Annotated in this window: 15 protein-coding genes; 9 read left to right on the top strand and 6 right to left on the bottom strand. The window is 72.3% G+C overall.

Features of this window, described 5'->3' with window-relative positions:
* Window positions 1-59 precede the first annotated feature (59 nt).
* Both speB and OG259_RS26710 read right to left on the bottom strand, forming a co-directional pair.
* On the bottom strand, window positions 60-1,043 hold the full coding sequence (speB, locus tag OG259_RS26715; protein WP_266892099.1) for an agmatinase: 984 nt from the start codon (window positions 1,041-1,043) through the stop codon (window positions 60-62).
* A 79-nt stretch (window positions 1,044-1,122) separates the two neighbouring features.
* Window positions 1,123-2,607 carry a sodium:solute symporter gene (locus OG259_RS26710; protein WP_328944559.1) on the bottom strand — a complete coding sequence of 495 codons (1,485 nt, stop codon included), beginning with the start codon at window positions 2,605-2,607 and terminating at the stop codon, window positions 1,123-1,125.
* A gap of 181 nt (window positions 2,608-2,788) precedes the next feature.
* On the opposite strand from OG259_RS26710, the gene OG259_RS26705 reads away from it, so the two are divergent.
* Window positions 2,789-4,387 carry a PucR family transcriptional regulator gene (locus OG259_RS26705; RefSeq protein ID WP_328944558.1) on the top strand — a complete coding sequence of 533 codons (1,599 nt, stop codon included), beginning with the start codon at window positions 2,789-2,791 and terminating at the stop codon, window positions 4,385-4,387.
* A gap of 76 nt (window positions 4,388-4,463) precedes the next feature.
* On the opposite strand, the gene OG259_RS26700 is transcribed toward OG259_RS26705, so the two are convergent.
* Both OG259_RS26700 and OG259_RS26695 read right to left on the bottom strand, forming a co-directional pair.
* Window positions 4,464-5,489, bottom strand: a complete 1,026-nt coding sequence (locus OG259_RS26700) for a hypothetical protein (RefSeq protein ID WP_328944557.1) — start codon at window positions 5,487-5,489, stop codon at window positions 4,464-4,466.
* Between the two features lie 190 nt (window positions 5,490-5,679).
* Window positions 5,680-6,288, bottom strand: a complete 609-nt coding sequence (locus OG259_RS26695) for a hypothetical protein (RefSeq protein ID WP_328944556.1) — start codon at window positions 6,286-6,288, stop codon at window positions 5,680-5,682.
* A 164-nt stretch (window positions 6,289-6,452) separates the two neighbouring features.
* Here OG259_RS26695 and OG259_RS26690 point away from each other — a divergent pair, with 164 nt between their 5' ends.
* The 5 genes from OG259_RS26690 to OG259_RS26670 all read left to right on the top strand — a co-directional run bounded on the left by OG259_RS26690 (window position 6,453) and on the right by OG259_RS26670 (window position 13,139).
* Window positions 6,453-7,691, top strand: a complete 1,239-nt coding sequence (locus OG259_RS26690; RefSeq protein ID WP_328944555.1) for a helix-turn-helix domain-containing protein — start codon at window positions 6,453-6,455, stop codon at window positions 7,689-7,691.
* Between the two features lie 88 nt (window positions 7,692-7,779).
* A complete protein-coding gene (locus tag OG259_RS26685; RefSeq protein WP_328944554.1) occupies window positions 7,780-8,937 on the top strand; it encodes an acyl-CoA dehydrogenase family protein in 1,158 nt (385 codons plus the stop codon).
* A gap of 6 nt (window positions 8,938-8,943) precedes the next feature.
* Window positions 8,944-9,813 carry an acyl-CoA thioesterase gene (locus OG259_RS26680; protein WP_328944553.1) on the top strand — a complete coding sequence of 290 codons (870 nt, stop codon included), beginning with the start codon at window positions 8,944-8,946 and terminating at the stop codon, window positions 9,811-9,813.
* Window positions 9,814-9,837: 24 nt separating this feature from the next.
* On the top strand, window positions 9,838-10,806 hold the full coding sequence (locus OG259_RS26675; protein WP_328944552.1) for a cation diffusion facilitator family transporter: 969 nt from the start codon (window positions 9,838-9,840) through the stop codon (window positions 10,804-10,806).
* A 128-nt stretch (window positions 10,807-10,934) separates the two neighbouring features.
* Window positions 10,935-13,139, top strand: coding sequence for an FG-GAP repeat domain-containing protein (locus OG259_RS26670; protein WP_328944551.1), 2,205 nt, complete (start codon window positions 10,935-10,937; stop codon window positions 13,137-13,139).
* A gap of 109 nt (window positions 13,140-13,248) precedes the next feature.
* On the opposite strand, the gene OG259_RS26665 is transcribed toward OG259_RS26670, so the two are convergent.
* Complete coding sequence (locus OG259_RS26665; protein WP_328944550.1) at window positions 13,249-14,022, bottom strand: phosphatase; 774 nt, start codon at window positions 14,020-14,022, stop codon at window positions 13,249-13,251.
* A 66-nt stretch (window positions 14,023-14,088) separates the two neighbouring features.
* Window positions 14,089-14,694 carry an SACE_7040 family transcriptional regulator gene (locus tag OG259_RS26660; protein WP_328944549.1) on the bottom strand — a complete coding sequence of 202 codons (606 nt, stop codon included), beginning with the start codon at window positions 14,692-14,694 and terminating at the stop codon, window positions 14,089-14,091.
* 87 nt (window positions 14,695-14,781) lie between these two features.
* Here OG259_RS26660 and OG259_RS26655 point away from each other — a divergent pair, with 87 nt between their 5' ends.
* The 3 genes from OG259_RS26655 to OG259_RS26645 are packed head-to-tail and all read left to right on the top strand — an operon-like array spanning window position 14,782 to window position 19,377.
* Window positions 14,782-16,389: a carboxyl transferase domain-containing protein gene (locus tag OG259_RS26655; RefSeq protein WP_266892123.1), complete on the top strand. Its 1,608-nt coding sequence runs from the start codon at window positions 14,782-14,784 to the stop codon at window positions 16,387-16,389.
* A 16-nt stretch (window positions 16,390-16,405) separates the two neighbouring features.
* Window positions 16,406-18,442, top strand: a complete 2,037-nt coding sequence (locus tag OG259_RS26650; protein WP_328944548.1) for an acetyl/propionyl/methylcrotonyl-CoA carboxylase subunit alpha — start codon at window positions 16,406-16,408, stop codon at window positions 18,440-18,442.
* Between the two features lie 17 nt (window positions 18,443-18,459).
* Window positions 18,460-19,377, top strand: a complete 918-nt coding sequence (locus tag OG259_RS26645; protein ID WP_328947183.1) for a hydroxymethylglutaryl-CoA lyase — start codon at window positions 18,460-18,462, stop codon at window positions 19,375-19,377.
* The last annotated feature ends 8 nt before the right edge of the window (window positions 19,378-19,385 follow it).

The following is a 19,385-nucleotide window of genomic DNA, read 5'->3' as shown; positions in this document are numbered from 1 at the left end:
CGCGACCCGACCACCGGGCCGCGCCCCACCCCGCACCTGAGCCCGCTACCGCCCGGAGGTTACTTCGCGCCGGAGGCGCGGCCGGCCGCGATCTGGCGGGACATGATCGTCGTCAGTTCGTACGCGGTGTGGGAGGCGGCGACCGCGGTGATCTCGGCGTGGTCGTAGGCCGGGGCGACCTCGACGACGTCCGCCGACACCAGGTTGCAGGAGGAGAGGCCGCGGAGGATCTCCAGGAGCTCGCGGGAGGTCATGCCGCCCGCCTCCGGGGTACCGGTGCCGGGCGCGTGGGCCGGGTCGAGGCAGTCGATGTCGATGGAGATGTACAGCGGGCGGTCGCCGATGCGCTGGCGGAGCTGGTCGGCGACCTCGTCGGCGCCGCGGCGGTAGATGTCCGCCGAGGTGACGATGCCGAAGCCCATCTTCTCGTCGTCGGTGAGGTCCTGCTTGCCGTACAGCGGGCCGCGGGTGCCGACGTGGGAGAGCGCCTCGGTGTCGAGGATGCCCTCCTCGACGGCGCGGCGGAACGGGGTGCCGTGGGTGTACTCGGCGCCGAAGTAGGTGTCCCAGGTGTCGAGGTGCGCGTCGAAGTGGAGCAGGGCGACGGGGCCGTGCTTCTTGGCGACGGAGCGGAGCAGCGGCAGGGCGATGGTGTGGTCGCCGCCGAGGGTCATCATGCGGGCGCCGGAGTTCAGCAGGTCGTCCGCGGCGGCCTCGATCGTCTCGACGGCCTCGTTGATGTTGAACGGGTTGGCGGCGATGTCACCGGCGTCCGCGACCTGGGCGAGGGCGAACGGGGAGGCGTCCTGCGCCGGGTTGTACGGGCGGAGCAGGCGGGAGGCCTCGCGGATGGCGTTGCCGCCGAAGCGGGCGCCGGGGCGGTAGGAGACGCCGCTGTCGAAGGGGACGCCGACCACGGCGATGTCGGCGGTGCCGACCTCGTCGAGTCGCGGCAGCCGGGCGAACGTCGCGGGACCGGCGTACCGCGGGATGCGGGACGAGTCGATCGGGCCGCGCGGGGTGTTCTGGTCGCTGCTGCTCATGGTCGGGTCCTCCTGGGTGTATCGGTGGGTCCGGTCGGGGCCTCGGGTCTCGGGGCCCCGTCCGGGAGTCTCGGTGCGGTCAGCCGGTCGCGGCGGCCGGCACGGTCTCCGGCGTCGGGTCGGCTTCGGGGGTCTCCCGGCCCGCGAGGCGGGCGCGCCAGTGCGCGAGCGCGGCGGCGTCCGTCGGGCGGGTCGCCAGGGAAACGATCACATATGCGGCGAGCGAGGCCAACAAACCATAGTAAACAGGCTCATTTGCAAGGATTCCGTAAGCCCACATCAGGCCAATGACGGCCAGGCCGCCGACGGTGACCGCCGCGAGGGCGCCCTGGACGGTGCCGCGACGCCAGAGCAGACCGCCGAGGATCGGCACGAGGAGCCCGCCGACCAGCAGGTTGTAGGCGACGGTGAGGGCCTGGACGACGTCGTTGAGGGCGATGGCGATGAGGATGACGGCGATGCCCATGATGAGGATGAAGACGCGGTTGCCCTTCACCTCGTCGTGGTCGTCGGCCGGTCCTTCCTCGGCCGAGACCGCTCCCCGGAGGCGCGACCAGATGTCGTTGTTGGCGACGGTGGCGCAGGCGATGAGGGCGCCCGAGGAGGTGGACATGACGGCGGCGAGGGCGGCGGCGAGGACGAGTCCCCGGACGCCCATCGGCAGCTCGTCCTTGACGATGGTGGCGAACGCGTCGTCGGCGCTGGGCAGGTTCGGGTACAGCACCTTCGCGGCCGTGCCGATGACGGCGCCGGCGAGGGCGTACGCGAGACAGTACGTACCGGCGACGGTGCCGCCCCACTTGGCGACCTTGTCGGTCCGGGCGGTGAAGACCCGCTGCCAGATGTCCTGGCCGATGAGCATGCCGAAGGTGTAGATCAGCACGTAGGTGAAGATCGTCTCGCCGCCGATGCCGAGGGGCTCGAAGTACGAGGTGGGCAGCGCGGCCTTCATCTCGGCGAAGCCGCCGGCCTTGACGACCGCGATCGGCAGCAGCAGGAGCAGTACGCCGATGGTCTTCACCACGAACTGCACCATGTCGGTGATGGTGATGGACCACATGCCGCCGAGGGTCGAGTACGCGACGACGATGGTGCCGCCGAGGACGATCGCGAGGGTCCGGGGCAGGTCGAAGAGGACGTCGAAGATCGTGGCGTACGCGATGGTCGAGGTGACCGCGAGCATCAGCGTGTACGCCCACATGACGACGCCCGAGATGACGCCGGCCCTGCCGCCGTAGCGCAGGTCGAGCATCTCGGAGACGGTGTAGACCTTCAGCCGGGCGATCCGGGCGGAGAAGAAGACGCTCAGCGCGAGCAGGCCGAGGCCGATGGCGAAGACCATCCAGGCGCCCGAGAGGCCGTACTTGTAGCCGAGTCCCACGCCACCGATGGTGGAGGCGCCGCCGAGGACGATGGCGGCCATCGTGCCGGAGTACATCCAGGGCCCGAGGCGTCGCCCGGCGACCAGGAACTCGCTCTTGGACTTGGCGCGGCGCATGCCCCACCAGCCCATCGCGAGCATGCCGGCCAGGTACAGGGCGATCACTGTGTAGTCGACGGCCATGGGGCCTCCTTCGTTCACCTCGGTGGCGTGTCGTGCAGGGGAGTGACCAGGTGCTGATCGCGGGGACATCCGCCCGTACCCGCGGCCTCTGGATGCCATGACAGTAGGTGGCCGGAAAGCGACGTAGAAGTGTACGTTTCATCCACTGACCGGGCGGGGGGTGTACGAAGGATCCATGGCCATGACCTCTGCGGAGCCCACCGCCACTCCCCCCGCACCGCCCGTCTCGCTGGCCGCGCTGCTCGCCCGCCGGGACCTCGGGCTGCGGCTGCTCGCCGGCCCCGGGGACGTCTCGATCCACTGGGTGCACACCTCGGAGATGGCCGACCCCTATCCGTACCTCCTCGGCGGCGAACTGCTGATGACGGCGGGCGTGCAGCTCACCGACCCGGCGCACTACGTGGAGCGGGTGGTGGAGGCGGGCGCGGCGGCGCTCGGCTTCGGTGTGACGCCGGTGTACGACACGGTTCCGGCGGAGCTGGTCGAAGCCTGCGCCCGGCACGGTCTGCCGCTGGTCGAGGTGCCGCCGAGGACGCCGTTCACGGCGGTGGCGCGGGCGCTGTGGCGGCTGATGGCCGAGGCCCGGCTGCACGAGCTGCGCCGGGTGACGGAGGCACAGCAGTCCCTGGCGGCGGCCGCGGCCCGGCCGGCCCCGGTCCCCGCGGTGCTGGGCGCGCTCGCCTCGCGGCTCGGGGGCCGGGCGGTGCTCTTCGGAGCGGACGGTGCGGAGTCGGTGGCGGCCGGCCGGGAGGTTCCGGCGGAGGCGGCGCGGGCACTGCGCGACCTGGCGGGCGTCCTCGGCCCGCGCCCGGGCGGCCCGGCCTCGGCGAGCGGGGACGGCGGCGGGCTGCGGCTCGCCGCGTACGCGCTGGGCGGCGGCGACGGACTGACCCTCGGGGTGGCGACGGAACGGCGCGGCCCCGGGGACCACACGATCGCGGGGGTCGCGGTCGTCCTGCTGTCCCTGCTCACGGCCCCCCACCGGGGCGCGGACGTGACCGTACGCGACGGGGCCCTGGTCCGGCTGCTGCTCGGCGCCACCCCGGCGGAGACGGCGGCGGCCCTGGGCACGGGCCCGTGGACCGTGGTCCACGCCTCGGGCGGCGACGGCACCCCGTTCGCGGCGGCCTCACTGGCAGCGGCTCTGGGAACGCCGTTGGTGGACGCGGGCGGTACGACTCCGGGGACGGGTGGCTCGGGCGGTACCGCTCCGGGGGCGGGTGGCTCGGGCGGTACCGCTCCGGGGACGGGTGGCTCGGGCGGTACGGCTCCGGGGGCGGGTGGCTCGGGCGGTACGGCTGCAGAGGCGGGTGGCTCGCGCGGTAGGACTGCGGGGGCCGCGCTCGGAGCCGTACAGCTGCTCCTGCCCGCCTCCTCCCCCGTCACCGCTCAGTCCGGCTGGACGCTGGGAGTGAGCGCCCCCGTCGAGGCGGACGACCTGGCGGCGGCCGACGCGCAGGCCGCGCGAGCACTGCGGCGGGCGGAGGCGACCGGGGCGGAACTGGTGCGGCACCGCCCGGGCGGGATCGCCGCGCTGGTGGACCCGGACGAGGCCACCGCCCACGCGCGCACCCTCCTCGCCCCGCTGACCGAACCACTCGCCGAGACCCTGCGCGTCTGGCTCTCGCTGCACGGCGGCTGGGACCGGACGGCCACCGCGATGGACATCCACCGCAACACCGTCCGCCAGCGGATCGCCCGCTGCGCCGCGCTCCTGGACCGGGACCTGGACGACCCGGACGTCCGCATGGAGCTGTGGTTCGCGCTCACGTCCCGCTGAGCAGGGTCGTGCGCCGAAGGGGGCGGCGCGCCGAGTCCGCCTGATCCCGACTCGGCCCGCCGCTGCTCGGCTCGGGTCAGCGTGCGGTCGCGGCCTGGGCGGCCGCCAGTTCTTCGACCCTGGTGCGGTACGCCTCGGCCAGGCCGCCGCCGTTCGAACCGGGAACCCCTTCCGGACCGGCCCCGAGCGACTGCAGGACCGCGTCGGCACGGGCCTGACGGTCCGCCACCCCCTCCTCCGTGTGCGGGTACAGCAGGTCGAGTCCGCGCTTGTCGCCGTCCGACAGGTTCTGTCCGTTACCGGTCGGCGCGCAGCTGCTGGGGGTGGACTTGTAGAAGAACGCCGGGAACCGGTACAGCATCACGGACTTCGTGTCGAAGGGCCCGGCGACGAGATCCGGAGCGTCCACGGTGCGCAGGTTGTGATCCACCATCGCGCGCGGCCAGTTGTTCGGCTCACCCGCGAGGAAGGTGTAGATGCCGGGGAGCCGGCCCTGGGCGTCCGCGACGAAGACACCGTCCCCGTCCTGCGTGGGCACGTAACCGGCTTCGTCCTCCCAGCGGAACTCGCCCTCGCAGGTGCCGCGCATGTTCTGGTGGGAGTGGTGGAATCCCAGTGCGTGCAGGAACTCGTGCCGCACGGTGCCTTCCCACTTGACGGGCCTGTTCTCCGCGAACTGCCCGAGGTTGAGGCTGCGCTGGTCGGGGTTGCCCCCGACCGGGCCGCCTCCCGCGCCGATGACGCTGTCCGTGCTGTCGGTGCCCACCAGGGAGAAGAACCCCGGCAGGTCGAAGCTGACCCGGATCTCGGCGGCGAGGGCGGTGTCGGACGTGGTCCATCGCCGGAACGTTCCGCCCCCGCCGTTCTGCCCGAAATCGAGGTTCAGGTTGCAGGCGTCGGTGATCTGCTTCGTCGCTCCCGCGATGTCCGCGTGCAGTTGGTCGTCCCCGTCGAGGAAAGCGACCCGCACCGTCTTGCCGAGTGGCCATCTCCCGATGTCGGTGATGAGGAACTCCAGGCCGCCGGCGGCCGTTGCGCGCCTCCAGCGGTCCCGCACCTCGATCTGGGCGATGACGTCATTGGGGAGAGATTCGAGTTCCATGACGCGTCCTTTCGCATCACATCGAAACGGACCCCCCGACCGGTACCGGTCTGATGACGGATGGGCTCGTCGGCTCGACGCGCGAGCGTGCCGACGGCGGAAACTCACGTCCCAGTATCCCCCGAATGGAGGTGTTCTGCGACCCCACCGTCACCCTGAGTAGTTCGACGCGCGTCAGGATGACACTGCGTCAGGACCAGAGCTTGTCGACGGCGGTCTTCGTCGTGGTGCGGAAGGCGGTCAGCGGGGCGTCCTTGAAGTCGCCCATCTGGCCCCAGCGGACGAGGGTGACGGTGCGGCCGTCGCGGCCGACCGAGAAGAGGTGGATGTCGGTGTTGCCGACCTGCGGGTCGGCGGTGTCCAGGCTGTAGACCCAGGCGCCCTCCTCGACGGCGAGCTTGCCGTGGGAGGCGCTGACGGCCTTCAGGCCCGGGTTCTGCCGCTCCAGCAGGGGGCCGCAGCCGGCGAGGGCCTTGCGGAGGGTATCGACCAGCTTCACGGCGTCGGCCTCGGTGCGGGCGACGTTGGTGATCTGGACGCCGTTGGTGTCGAGCTCGGTGCTGAACTCGCGGTAGCGGGTGTTCTGCGCCGGGATCTTGTACGGGGCGCAGAGGGCGCCGCCGTTCTCCGGGACGCCGGTGAAGACCTGGGTGGCGGTCCACGGCGTCGACGACTTCGGCATCTGGGAGGCGGCGAGGAAGGCGGGCTGGGCGGCGGCCTGCGCCGGGGCCGTGGCGAGGGCCGCGAGGCCCAGGGCGGCAGCGGCGGCGGTGGCGAGTGCGGTACGGAGCTTGCGCATGGTGGTGGATCCCCCGTCGGGTCGTTCGGTCAGTGCTCGACCAGCGTCGGGCCGGCGCCCGTCGCCTGACAACGGTGACGCGCCCACCGTCCGTCCCGGAACCATTCCACCCCCGCTGACGTGCAAGGACGTGAAGGGTGGGACGCAGGGGCGAGGGGGATGGAATGCCGAAGGACGCCGCCGTCGAGGAGTTCGCGCGGCTCGTGCGCGCGCTGAAGGCGCGGGACGGCAGGAGTTACGAGGCGCTGGGGCGGCGCCTGAGCGTCAGCGCGTCCACCCTCCACCGCTACTGCTCCGGCGCGACCGTCCCGGAGGAGTTCGCCGTGGTCGACCGCCTCGCCCTGTTGTGCGGGGCGGACGAGGAGGAGCGGCGGGCCCTGGAGGTGGCCTGGACCCGCGCGGACGGCGCCCGCCGCCCGGTCCCGGAACCCGCGCCGGAACCCACGCCGGAACCGGAGCCCGAAGCCGCGCCGGAAACCGAGCCGGAACCGGAGCCGTCACTCGCGCCCGGAACCACGACCGACGCCGAGAGAGCCGCCCCGCCTCGGCCGCACTCGCGGTCGCGCTCAAGGTCGCGGTCGCAGTCGCGCTCGCGGCGGGGCCTGCTCGTCGCCGGGGCCGTCGCCGCCGTGGTCGCCCTGGCGCTCGCCCTCGTGCTCGTACGGATCGGGCTCTCCGCCGGAACAGAGGCCACGGCCGCACCGACGTCGAAGCCCCTCACACCCACCAGGACCACCGCACCCGACCCACCCCCGCCCCCCTTCACCTGGACCGCCGACTCCCACACCTGGGAGAACGGCTGCGGGCACACCTACCTCGTCGACCGCGCCCCGAGCGGCGTGGCCCCGCCGCCTCCGCCCTCCGACGCCGCGCGCTGGGCGGGCACGCACCGGGCGGTGCACGGCGGGGAGACGCTCGTCCGGATCTCGCTCCAGGGCAGGTCGCCCTCGGCCTCCGTCGTCCTCCAGGCGCTCCACGTACGGGTCGTCGGCCGGGCCGCGCCGCTCCCCTGGACCGCGTACCGGATGGACAACGGCTGCGGCGGTGCCCTCACCCCGCGCCACTACACGATCGACCTCGACGCGTCGCGCCCGCTCGTCCGGCCGGTCGACGGCTACGACGCCTCCGGTGAGGGCCACAAGATCCCCTCCGTTCCCTTCCCCTACACGGTGACCTCGTCGGATCCCGAGGAGCTGCTCGTCACCGCCGGGACCGCGGGCTGCGACTGCCGCTGGTACCTGGAACTGGTGTGGAGCTCGGAGGGCCGCTCGGGCACGGTCCGGATCGCGGACGGCGCGGGGAAGCCGTTCCGCACCAGCGGGATCGAGGGGCGGCCGGTGCGGGAGTACGACGTCACCGGTGGGCGGTGGATCACAGGCGAGGGCTCTGGACAGAGCGGGTGACCGATGGGTAACTTCGAAGGACGAGGCTGAGCAAGCGCTTAGACAAGCGCCGAGGCCGGACCAGGACAGGACCCGAAGGAGGCGGCTCGTGCGCCGTACCGTATTCAACGAGGACCACGAGGCGTTCCGGGAGACCATCCGCGCCTTCATCGAGGCCGAGGTCGTCCCGGTCTACGACGAGTGGTTCGCGGCCGGCCAGGCGCCGCGCGAGTTCTACGACAAGCTGGGCGAGCTGGGCATCTTCGGCATCAACGTGCCCGAGGAGTTCGGCGGCGCGGGCCTGGACACCCACAAGTTCGAGGCCGTCCTGTACGAGGAGACCTCGCGCGCGGGCGTCCAGTTCGGCGGCTCCGGCGTGCACGTGCTGCTCGCCCTCCCCTACATCAAGATGCTCTCCACCGACGAGCAGAAGAAGCGGTACCTGCCGAAGTTCGTCACCGGCGAGGAGATGTGGGCGCTGGCGATGACCGAGCCGGGCACCGGCTCCGACGTCGCGGGCATGAAGACCACCGCCAAGCTCTCCGAGGACGGCACGCACTACGTCCTCAACGGCTCCAAGACCTTCATCACCGGTGGCGTCCACGCCGACCGCGTGATCGTCTGCGCCCGCACGTCCGCCCCGACGGCCGAGGACCGCCGCTTCGGCATCTCCCTCTTCGCCGTGGACACCAAGTCCGAGGGCTACTCCATCGGCCGCAAGCTGGACAAGCTGGGCCTGCGCACCTCCGACACGGCCGAGCTGGCCTTCGTCGACGTCAAGGTCCCGGTCGAGGACCTGATGGGCGAGGAGGGCAAGGGCTTCTACTACCTCGGCCACAACCTGGCCTCCGAGCGCTGGGGCATCGCCTTCGGCGCCTACGCCCAGGCCAAGGCCGCCGTCCGCTTCGCCAAGGAGTACGTGCAGGACCGCACCGTCTTCGGCAAGCCGGTCGCGCACTTCCAGAACACCAAGTTCGAGCTGGCCGCCTGCCAGGCCGAGGTGGACGCGGCCGAGGCCGTCGCCGACCGCGCCCTGGAGGCCCTGGACGCCGGCGAGCTGTCCCCGGCCGAGGCCGCGAGCGCCAAGCTCTTCTGCACCGAGGTCGCGCACCGCGTCATCGACCGCTGCCTCCAGCTGCACGGTGGCTACGGCTACATGAACGAGTACCCGATCGCGCGCCTGTACGCCGACAACCGCGTCAACCGCATCTACGGCGGCACCAGCGAGATCATGAAGTCGATCATCGCCAAGTCGATGGGCCTGTAGGTCCAGGTGCCCGACGCGCACAGCGCCCTGGATGCCCTGCTCGATCTGCTCGACCTGGAGCGGATCGAGCGGGACATCTTCCGGGGTGAGTCCCGCTCCGCGCTCGTCCCCCGCGTCTTCGGCGGCCAGGTGGCCGCCCAGGCCCTGGTGGCGGCCGGCAGGACCGTACCCGAAGACCGCCTGGCGCACTCGCTCCACGCGTACTTCCTGCGTCCCGGCGACCCGGGCGCACCGATCGTCTACACGGTCGACCGCATCCGCGACGGACGCTCCTTCACCACCCGCCGGGTCGTCGCCGTCCAGCACGGCCAGCCGATCTTCCACCTCTCGGCGTCCTTCCAGACGTACGAGGAGGGGCTCGACCACCAGGCGGACATGCCGGCCGCGCCGGACCCGGAGTCGCTGCCCACGCCGGCCGAGATGCTGCCCCGCCACCTCCCCCGCGAGGTCGCGGACCGGCTGATCGAGGCCAGGGCGGCCGTCGACCTCCGCTACGCCGAGGTCCCCCCGTGGGGCTCGGTCGGGGAGCCGCGCGAGCCGCGCTCGCAGGTCTGGTTCCGCACCAACGGCAAGCTGGCCGACGACCCGCTCCTCCACGTCGTCCTCGCCACGTACGTCTCCGACATGACGCTGCTCGACTCCGTCCTGCTCGCGCACGGGCGGGGCGGCTGGGCCGTCGGGGACGTCGTCGGGGCGTCCCTGGACCACGCGATGTGGTTCCACCGGCCCTTCCGGGCCGACGAGTGGCTCCTGTACGACCAGGAGTCGCCGACCGCGTCCGGCGGGCGCGGCCTGGGCCAGGCCCGGATCTACACGCAGGACGGCAGGCTCGCGATCTCGGTCATCCAGGAGGGTGTCGTTCGCGTGCCGCGCTGATGATCGGACATACCGTCCGATGTCATGGCAGAGCAGTCGGGCAGCGGCGAGAGCACGTTCACGGTGATCGTGGCGGCGGTGGCGAATCTGGGGATCGCCGCCGCCAAGGCCGTCGCCGGTGTCATCAGCGGATCCAGCGCGATGCTGTCGGAGGCCGCCCACTCGGTCGCCGACACCGTCACCGAGGTCATGCTGCTCACCGCGCTCAAGCGGAGCGAGAAGCCGGCGGACGAGGACCATCCGGTGGGCTACGCGGGCGAACGGTACGTCTGGGCGCTGCTCGCGGCCGTGGCGACCTTCGTGGGCGGCGCGGTCTTCTCGATCTACGACGGCATCCACACCCTCGCCCACGGCGAGGAGGTGGGCGACCCGCTGATCTCCTACATCGTGCTGGGCGTCGCCTTCGTCCTGGAGGGCTTCTCGCTCCGGACCGGCGTCAAGCAGATGCGGGCCGAGGCGGAACGGTCCCGGATCCCCTTCGCCCGCTACCTCCGCCTCACCCCCGACACCACGGTGAAGGCCGTGGTGATGGAGGACTCCGCCGCCCTGGCCGGCCTGATGCTGGCGGCCGGCGGCCTCCTCGGCGTCCAGATCACCGGCTCCAGCGTCTGGGACGGCGTCGCCTCGATCCTCATCGGCGCACTGCTCGTGTACGTGGCCTGGGTGCTGGGCCGCTCCAACGCCGAACTCCTCATCGGCCGGCCGCTCCCGAAGCGGGTACGGGCCGAGATCCGCGAGGAGCTGCTCTCCGTCCCGCACATCGTGGACGTCCTCGACCTGACGACGCTCATCCAGGGGCCCGGCGAGGTGCTGATCGCGGCGAAGGTCGACTTCCGGGACGTGGCGTCCGCGGCGCAGGTCGAGTGGGCGTGCGAGGACGCGGAGTCCCAACTCCGGGAACGCTTCCCGTCGATCCGCCGCGTCTACCTGGATCCGACGCCGGGCGTGGAGCAGCGCCGGGACCGGCAGTCCTCCGATCCGGACCCGGTCTGACGCATTCGATCCGGACCCGGTCTGACGCATTCGATCTTCTTTCCGAACTCCGTACAACCTTGCACGGCTGCCGCGGGTCCTGTGGTTGTGGCGTAGGAACGCCGCAACCACAGCCCGGAGGAAGCCTCTTGAAGTACCTCAGCCCGGCCGGCCGGAACGTCGCGGTCGCCGTCGCCGTCACCCTCGCCGTGACGGCCGGGACGGCCATGGCCGGCACCCCCGCCCTCGCGGCCCCCAGGGCCGCCACCACCGCCGCGGCAGAGCAGCAGACCGGCCCCTTCGCCCTCGCCGTCGGCGAGCAGCTGCACGGCGGCGGCTCCACGGGCTTTCTGACCTGGGTCCGGTCCCACGACGGCGTGAACACCACCTGGCAGTGGCGCCGGTCCGCGGACGGGTCCGCGACCACCCTGCCCAAGGGCACCCCCGACTTCGTCAACCCCACCACGGCCACGGACAGCGACCTCGTCGCGGTGCAGACGGGTGGAAGCAGCTACCGGCTCCTGGACATGGCGGGCGGCGAGCCCGTCGACATCGACACCCGCTCCGTCGGTGAGGGGGCGGAACTCTGGCACGTCGCGAGGGACACCCTCGTGATGGTCCGCGGCGGCAACAGCCTCCACCTCGTCTCCAAGCCCGGGAGCTCGGTCGTGCACCGCCAGGTGCAGGGCCTTCCCGCAGATGCGCAGATCCGAGACCTCAGGTACTCCCCCTCCGGCGCCCTCGTCGTCCGGTACGAGGTCTCGGCCGTGGAGCACCTCGCCGTCGTGGACCTCGCCGGGGCGAAGGTCGTCGAGGACCGGGCCGTGCCCCGCCTCTACTACGCGTCCGAGATCGCGGTCTCGGCCACCCACCTGGCCTGGTCCGAGAGCAACCCCGACGGCTCCGTGACCCTCGTGACGGCACTTCGGGGTGCGGCGGGAACGACGCGGCACACCACCTTCGATACCCACGGCGGCCTCTACGTTCCGGTCTCCCTGCTCGGGGACCGGGTCGTCTTCGGTCTGTCCGACAATGACCTCTCGGCCGTCTCCCTCAAGGACGGCACGACCACCGGTCTCCTCGGCGACCTGGGGGTCGTGACGGCGTCCGGCGACGACCTGCTGGCGCAGGGCAGCACTCCGGAGCACGGCGAGGGCCTGTACCGGATCGCCCTCGACGGTGACGGCCGGCCGGCCGTCACCCAGGTGGCGACCGAAGGCGCGAGGACGCCTGTCTCGGTCGTGGACGAGCAGGTGCCCGCCACCGCCGGTTTCGGCACGGCCGGATCCACGGCGAAGCTGCGCTGGAACCTCAGCAGGGGCGACGTGCGGGTGCGCCTGCAGCTGACGCACCAGGCGACGGGCAAGACCTGGGCGGTCGACAAGAAGCTCCTGGGGACGGCCACCGAGGCGGCGTTCACCTGGGACGGGACCTTCCCGAACGGGACCGCCGCACACAACGGCACCTACGTGTGGCAGGTCGACGTCTCGCCGCTCAACGGCATCGGCGGGTCGGTCACGCGGAACGGCACCCTCCAGGTCGCGAGCGGCACCGCCCCGCACGACTACTCGGACAGCGGCTCCCCCGACCTGCTCGTCCGCAACGGGTCGGGCCACCTCGCCTCGTACGACGTCCGACAGTTCGTCGCGGCGTCGGAGAAGACGTGGGAGCGGACCGAGCGGGGCGGCGGGTGGTCCGTGTACGACCGGCTGCTGTCCGCCGGGAACCTCGACGCGACCCCGTACGCGGACGTCGTCGCCCGCGACAGGCAGGGCGTCCTGTGGCTCTACTCGGGCACGGGCCACTCCCTCGCCAAGCCGGTCCGGATCGGCGCGGGCTGGGGCGGGTACGCGAGGCTCGCGGCGGGCTCCGACCTGACCGGCGACGGCCGACCCGACCTCGTCGCCACCGACACCGCGGGTGTCCTGTGGCTGTACAAGGCCACCGGCGACGCCGCCAAGCCGTTCGCGCCGCGCGTCCGCGTCGGCGGCGGGTGGAACACGTACGACCTGCTCACCGCCCCGGGCGACATCGGCGGCGCGAAGACCGGCGACCTCCTGGCCCGCGACCGGAGCGGCGACCTGTGGCTGTACCTCGGCAAGGGGGACGGCACGTTCGCGCCGCGAACCAAGGTCGGCGGCGGGTGGGGCAGGTACAAGGAGATCGTCAACATCGGCGATGTGGACCGGGACGGCCGGGCGGACCTGATCGCGGAGAGCGGACCCGCGGAGGCCTCGCTGCTCAACATCTACAAGGGCACCGGCGACTGGAAGGCCCCGTTCCGGCGCGCAACGACGCTCGACGCCATTTCGCCGTACAGCTCCCTGTACGGCGCCCGCTCCCTCGTCTTCTGATCCCCTCACCGCAGGGGGAGGCACCCCGACACGGACGCCCCGCGCCGCCTCGGCGCGGGGCGTTCCCGTCCTCCGGTCCCGCGCCCCCGGACCGGGGGCGCCGGGCCCGTCAGGCGAGGCCCGCCGCGTTCAGGGTGTACGCCGTCATCGGCTCGTAGAAGCGCGGGTCCAGGACGTGGTCGTCGAGCGGGATCGTGACCTGCATCGTGCCCTCGGCCTCGCCGATGAAGAGCGCGGGGTCGTTGCAGTCCGCGTAGCCGACGGAGTCGATGCCCCGCTGGCCCGCGCGACCGGCCCAGCCGTGGTCCGCGATCACCAGGTCGGGGCGTCCGTCCTCGCCGAGCGCGTCGAGGATCGCGTTCATCGGCTCCGGGGAGTGGGTGTGCCAGAGGCTGGCGCCGCGCTCGAAGACGGCGACGTCGGCGAACTGCACGACGTATCCCTCGTCGGCGATCAGGCCGCCGGGGATCTTCACGATGTCGCAGCCCTGGGCGCGCAGCGCGGCGGCGACGCGGCTGTGGACGTCGATGAGCGCGCCGGGGTGGCCGGTGGCGAAGAGGACCCGCTCCTTGCCGGCGGCGGCCTTGCGCAGCCGGGCGGCCATCCGCTCCAGGCCGTCGACGGTGAGCTCGGGGTCGATGGTGTCCTGGCCGACGCGGTGGGCAGGGTCGTCGATGACTCCGCAGCGCTCGGCCATCACGGCGAGCACGTCCTGCTCGTCGGTCCAGCGGTCGCCGAGCTCCAGGCCGAGCCAGTAGTGCCGGTCGCCGTTGGCGAGCTTGCGGTAGTGGGAGAGGTTGTTGTCGCGCGGGGTGGCGACGTCTCCCGCGATCCGGGCGCGGACGAGGTGCTCGACAAGGGCTGGGCGACTGAGTATCGGCATGGGGTTCATTCTGGAGGAAGCCCCGCTGTTGTGGGCAATCGTTCCGTCCCGTGGACCCGTCCGGATCTAGCCTTCGAGCGCCCTGAAGGCCCCGTGGGCGAGCCGCCGCAGCAGCTCCTCCATGGAGCGGCGGCCGACCGCGTCGAGGTGCGGCGTCGAGTTGAGCAGCCCGAAGACGGCGTGGACGGCGGTCCGCGACTCCGACTCGCCGGAGTCCGGGTACAGCTCCCGCACCACCGTCACCCACAGTTCCACGTACTGCCGCTGGAGCTGCCGTACCCGCTTGCGGTCCTCGTCCTTCAGGCGGTCGAGCTCGCGGTCGTGGAGGGTGATCAGCGGGCGGTCGTCGAGGGCGAAGTCGATGTGGCCGTCGATGAGGGCGCCGAGCAGGACCTCGGGGTCGCCGGTGGCCTCGGCGACCCGCAGCCGGCCGCCGTCGAGGAGCCGCTCGCTGATGCCGACGAGGAGCTCGGCGAGCATCGCGTCCTTGCCGGGGAAGTGGCGGTAGAGCCCGGGGCCGCTGATGCCGACGGCGGCCCCTATCTCGTCGACACCCACGCCGTGGAAGCCGCGCTCGGCGAAGAGGCGGGCGGCCTCCTTGAGGATCTGCTCACGGCGGGTCGGGGCATCGGTCCGGCCGGAGGCGGTCCTGGTCGTCGGGGTCGTGGTCATGGATTCGATTCTAGACAACCCCGTTAGCGGTCGTTAACCTGAACGGCATACGTTAACGCTCATTAACCGAGCAAGGGAGCTCGAGGGATGCAGCAGGCACCTGTGCTGGCGAGTGCGGCGGATCCCGCCTCGCCGGCCTGGCAGGCGAACGAGGCGGCGCACCACGAGCTGGCGGCCGTCCTGCGCGCCAAGCTCGCGGCGGCGGCGCTGGGCGGCGGTGAGAAGTCCCGGGCCCGGCACACCGCGCGCGGGAAGCTGCTGCCGAGGGACCGGGTGGACGCCCTCCTCGACCCCGGCTCACCGTTCCTGGAGCTGGCCCCGCTGGCCGCGAACGGGATGTACGGCGACGCGGCCCCGGCGGCCGGAGTCATCGCGGGCATCGGGCGGGTGTCGGGCCGCGAGTGCGTGATCGTCGCCAACGACGCGACGGTCAAGGGCGGCACGTACTACCCGATGACGGTGAAGAAGCACCTCCGGGCCCAGGAGGTGGCGCTGGAGAACCGTCTCCCCTGCCTCTACCTGGTCGACTCGGGCGGCGCGTTCCTGCCGATGCAGGACGAGGTCTTCCCCGACCGGGAGCACTTCGGCCGGATCTTCTACAACCAGGCGCGGATGTCCGGCGCGGGCATCCCGCAGATCGCGGCGGTCCTCGGCTCGTGCACGGCCGGCGGCGCGTACGTCCCGGCGATGAGCGACGAGGCCGTGATCGTCCGGAACCAGGGCACGATCTTCCTCGGCGGTCCGCCGCTGGTGAAGGCGGCGACCGGTGAGGTCGTCACGGCGGAGGAGCTGGGCGGCGGCGAGGTCCACTCCCGGATCTCCGGCGTCACCGACCACCTCGCCGAGGACGACGCGCACGCCCTGCGCATCGTCCGGAACATCGTCGCCACGCTCCCCGACCGCGGCCCGCTGCCCTGGTCGGTCGAGCCGGTCGAGGAGCCGAAGGTGGACCCGGCCGGGCTGTACGGCGCGGTGCCGGTGGACTCCCGTACCCCGTACGACGTGCGCGAGGTCATCGCCCGGGTGGTGGACGGCTCCCGCTTCCAGGAGTTCAAGTCCGAGTACGGGCAGACGCTGATCACCGGCTTCGCCCGGATCCACGGCCACCCGGTCGGCATCGTCGCCAACAACGGCATCCTGTTCGCCGAGTCCGCCCAGAAGGGCGCGCACTTCATCGAACTGTGCGACCAGCGCGGCATTCCGCTGGTCTTCCTGCAGAACATCACCGGCTTCATGGTCGGCAAGGCGTACGAGCACGGCGGCATCGCCAAGCACGGCGCCAAGATGGTCACGGCCGTGGCCACCACCCGGGTCCCGAAGCTGACGGTCGTCGTCGGCGGTTCGTACGGCGCGGGCAACTACTCGATGTGCGGCCGGGCGTACTCGCCGCGCTTCCTGTGGATGTGGCCCAACGCCAAGATCTCGGTCATGGGCGGCGAGCAGGCCGCGTCCGTCCTCGCGACCGTCAAGCGGGACCAGCTCGGCGACGGGTGGAGCGCGGACGAGGAAGAGGCCTTCAAGGCTCCGATCCGCGAGCAGTACGACAGCCAGGGCAACGCCTACTACGCGACCGCCCGCCTCTGGGACGACGGGGTCATCGACCCGATGGAGACCCGCCAGGTCCTCGGACTCGCCCTGACCGCCTGTGCCAACGCGCCCCTGGGAGACCCCCAGTTCGGCGTCTTCCGGATGTGAGGGTGTGAGGGAGTCCATGTTCGACACAGTGCTCGTCGCGAATCGCGGCGAGATCGCGGTCCGGGTCATCCGCACGCTGCGGGCGCTCGGTGTCCGTTCGGTGGCGGTGTACAGCGACGCGGACGCCGACGCCCGGCACGTACGGGAGGCGGACACGGCCGTACGGATCGGCCCGCCGCCGGCCTCGGAGTCGTACCTCTCGGTCGAGGCGCTCCTCGACGCGGCCCGCCGGACGGGCGCGCAGGCGGTCCACCCCGGCTACGGGTTCCTCGCGGAGAACGCGGGGTTCGCGCAGGCGTGCGCGGACGCGGGCCTGACCTTCATCGGCCCGCCGGCCTCCGCGATCTCCCTGATGGGCGACAAGATCCGGGCGAAGGAGACCGTGAAGGCGGCGGGTGTCCCCGTCGTCCCCGGCGCGGCCGACCCCGAACTGGAGGCGGCGGCACGCGAGCTGGGCGCCCCGGTGCTGCTCAAGCCGAGCGCCGGCGGCGGCGGCAAGGGCATGCGCCTGGTGCGCGACCTGTCGACGCTGACCGACGAGATCGCGTCCGCCCGCCGTGAGGCCCGTTCCTCCTTCGGCGACGACACGCTGCTCGTGGAGCGGTGGATCGACCGCCCGCGGCACATCGAGATCCAGGTCCTGGCGGACGCCCACGGCAACGTGATCCACCTGGGCGAGCGCGAGTGCTCGCTCCAGCGCCGCCACCAGAAGATCATCGAGGAGGCGCCGAGCGTCCTCCTCACCCCGGAGCTCCGGGCGTCGATGGGCGCGGCGGCGGTCGAGGCGGCCCGTTCCTGCGGGTACGTGGGCGCGGGCACGGTCGAGTTCATCGTCCCCGGCGGCGACCCGTCCTCGTACTACTTCATGGAGATGAACACCCGTCTCCAGGTCGAGCACCCGGTGACCGAGCTCATCACGGGCGTGGACCTGGTGGAGTGGCAGCTGAGGGTGGCGGCGGGCGAACCGCTCCCCTTCGCGCAGGAGGACATCACCCTCACCGGCTGGGCGATCGAGGCGCGCATCTGCGCGGAGGACCCGTCGCGGGGCTTCCTGCCCTCGGGCGGCACGGTCCTGGCCCTGAACGAGCCCTCGGGCGAAGGAGTCCGCACGGACTCGGGCCTGTCGCAGGGCACGGAGGTCTCGTCCCTCTACGACCCGATGCTGTCCAAGGTCATCGTCCACGCCCCGGACCGCCGGACCGCCCTCCGCCGCCTCCGCGCGGCCCTGGCGGACACGGTCACCCTGGGCGTCCCGACCAACGCGGGATTCCTGCGGCGGCTGTTGGCACACGAGGACGTGGTGTCGGGAGCCCTGGACACGGGCCTGGTGGAGCGCGACGCGGAAGGCCTGGTCCCGGAGGGAGTCCCGGAGGAGGTGTACGCGGCGGCGGCGCTGGTACGTCACCTCCCGCCGGCGCCTGTCGCCGCGGGCTGGACGGACCCCTTCGACGCCGGAAGCGGCTGGCGCCTGGGCGGCCGACCGGCCTGGACGCCGCTCCACTTCCGCGTCCCGGGCCACGAGCCGGTGACGATCCGCGTACGCGGCAAGGCGCCGAGCGTCGAGCTGCTGCTGGGCGCGCCCGAGGTCGACGCGGCCGTGGCGACCTCCGCCGCGCTCCTCGGCGGCTCTCCGGCGCCCGGCAGGGTCTCGGGGCGGGGTGGGGTGGAGGAGATCGCCTTCCACCTCGACGGCGTCACGCACCGCTTCACCGTCGCCCCCTCCTCGGACGGGCTCTGGCTCGGCCGTGACGGCGATTCCTGGCACGTCATGGATCACGACCCCGTCGCCGCCGCGCTCTCCGGAGCCCGGCACGGTGGCGCGGACACGCTCGCCGCGCCCATGCCCGGGACCGTCACCGTCGTCAAGGTGGCCGTCGGGGACGAGGTCGAGGCCGGGCAGAGTCTGCTGGTCGTCGAGGCGATGAAGATGGAGCACGTCATCTCCGCCCCGCACGCCGGCACCGTCACCGAGTTGGACGTCACGCCCGGTACGACCGTCGCCATGGACCAGATCCTGGCCGTGGTGACGCCCCGCGAGGAGGAGGACGCGTGACCGCCGCAGGACTGCCCATGGTCGTGCCCGATCCCGCGCTGCCCACGCGGGTGCGGATCCACGAGGTCGGTGCGCGCGACGGGCTGCAGAACGAGAAGGGCGCCGTCCCGACCGACGTCAAGGCGGAGTTCATCCGGCGGCTCGCCGCCGCCGGGCTCTCCACCGTCGAGGCGACCAGCTTCGTGCACCCGAAGTGGGTGCCGCAGCTGGCGGACGCGGAGGAGCTGTTCCCGCTCGTCCGTGACCTCCCCGTCCGCCTCCCGGTGCTGGTGCCGAACGAGCGCGGTCTCGACCGCGCCCTCGCTCTCGGCGTCCGCGAGATCGCCGTCTTCGCGTCGGCCACCGAGTCCTTCGCGAAGGCCAATCTCAACCGGACGGTCGACGAGGCCCTCGCCCTCTTCGCGCCGACGGTCACCCGCGCCATAGAGGCGGGGCTGAAGGTCCGCGGCTATCTGTCGATGTGCTTCGGCGACCCCTGGGAGGGCGCCGTTCCCGTCGAGCAGGTCGTCCGTGTCACCAAGGCCCTGGCCGAGATGGGCTGCGACGAGCTGAGCCTCGGGGACACCATCGGCGTCGCCACCCCCGGGCACGTGACGAACCTGCTCCAGGCGCTCAACGGCGCCGGCGTCCCCACCTCCCGTCTCGCCGTGCATTTCCACGACACCTACGGCCAGGCCCTCTCCAACACCCTCGCCGCCCTCCGCCACGGAGTCACCACCGTCGACGCCTCCGCCGGCGGCCTCGGTGGCTGCCCGTACGCGAAGAGCGCGACCGGCAATCTCGCCACCGAGGATCTCGTGTGGATGCTCGACGGTCTCGGCATCGAGACCGGGGTCGATCTGGCCAGCCTCACCGCCACGAGCGCGTGGATGGCAGACCAGCTGGGTAGGCCCAGCCCTTCCCGTACCGTCCGTGCCCTCTCCCACAAGGAGTGACGATTCCC

This window comes from Streptomyces sp. NBC_00250 (assembly GCF_036192275.1).
In the GTDB taxonomy this organism is placed as follows: domain Bacteria; phylum Actinomycetota; class Actinomycetes; order Streptomycetales; family Streptomycetaceae; genus Streptomyces.
Note: the sequence above shows the minus strand (reverse complement) of the source record. Positions and strands in the feature narration are given on the sequence as shown.

Coding starts and splice junctions, on each gene's coding strand:
- speB (WP_266892099.1), bottom strand. CDS start 1,043: ATGAGCAGCAGCGACCAGAACACCCCGCGCGGCCCGATCGACTCGTCC.
- OG259_RS26710 (WP_328944559.1), bottom strand. CDS start 2,607: ATGGCCGTCGACTACACAGTGATCGCCCTGTACCTGGCCGGCATGCTC.
- OG259_RS26705 (WP_328944558.1), top strand. CDS start 2,789: ATGACCTCTGCGGAGCCCACCGCCACTCCCCCCGCACCGCCCGTCTCG.
- OG259_RS26700 (WP_328944557.1), bottom strand. CDS start 5,489: ATGGAACTCGAATCTCTCCCCAATGACGTCATCGCCCAGATCGAGGTG.
- OG259_RS26695 (WP_328944556.1), bottom strand. CDS start 6,288: ATGCGCAAGCTCCGTACCGCACTCGCCACCGCCGCCGCTGCCGCCCTG.
- OG259_RS26690 (WP_328944555.1), top strand. CDS start 6,453: ATGCCGAAGGACGCCGCCGTCGAGGAGTTCGCGCGGCTCGTGCGCGCG.
- OG259_RS26675 (WP_328944552.1), top strand. CDS start 9,838: ATGGCAGAGCAGTCGGGCAGCGGCGAGAGCACGTTCACGGTGATCGTG.
- OG259_RS26665 (WP_328944550.1), bottom strand. CDS start 14,022: ATGCCGATACTCAGTCGCCCAGCCCTTGTCGAGCACCTCGTCCGCGCC.
- OG259_RS26660 (WP_328944549.1), bottom strand. CDS start 14,694: ATGACCACGACCCCGACGACCAGGACCGCCTCCGGCCGGACCGATGCC.
- OG259_RS26655 (WP_266892123.1), top strand. CDS start 14,782: ATGCAGCAGGCACCTGTGCTGGCGAGTGCGGCGGATCCCGCCTCGCCG.
- OG259_RS26650 (WP_328944548.1), top strand. CDS start 16,406: ATGTTCGACACAGTGCTCGTCGCGAATCGCGGCGAGATCGCGGTCCGG.
- OG259_RS26645 (WP_328947183.1), top strand. CDS start 18,460: ATGGTCGTGCCCGATCCCGCGCTGCCCACGCGGGTGCGGATCCACGAG.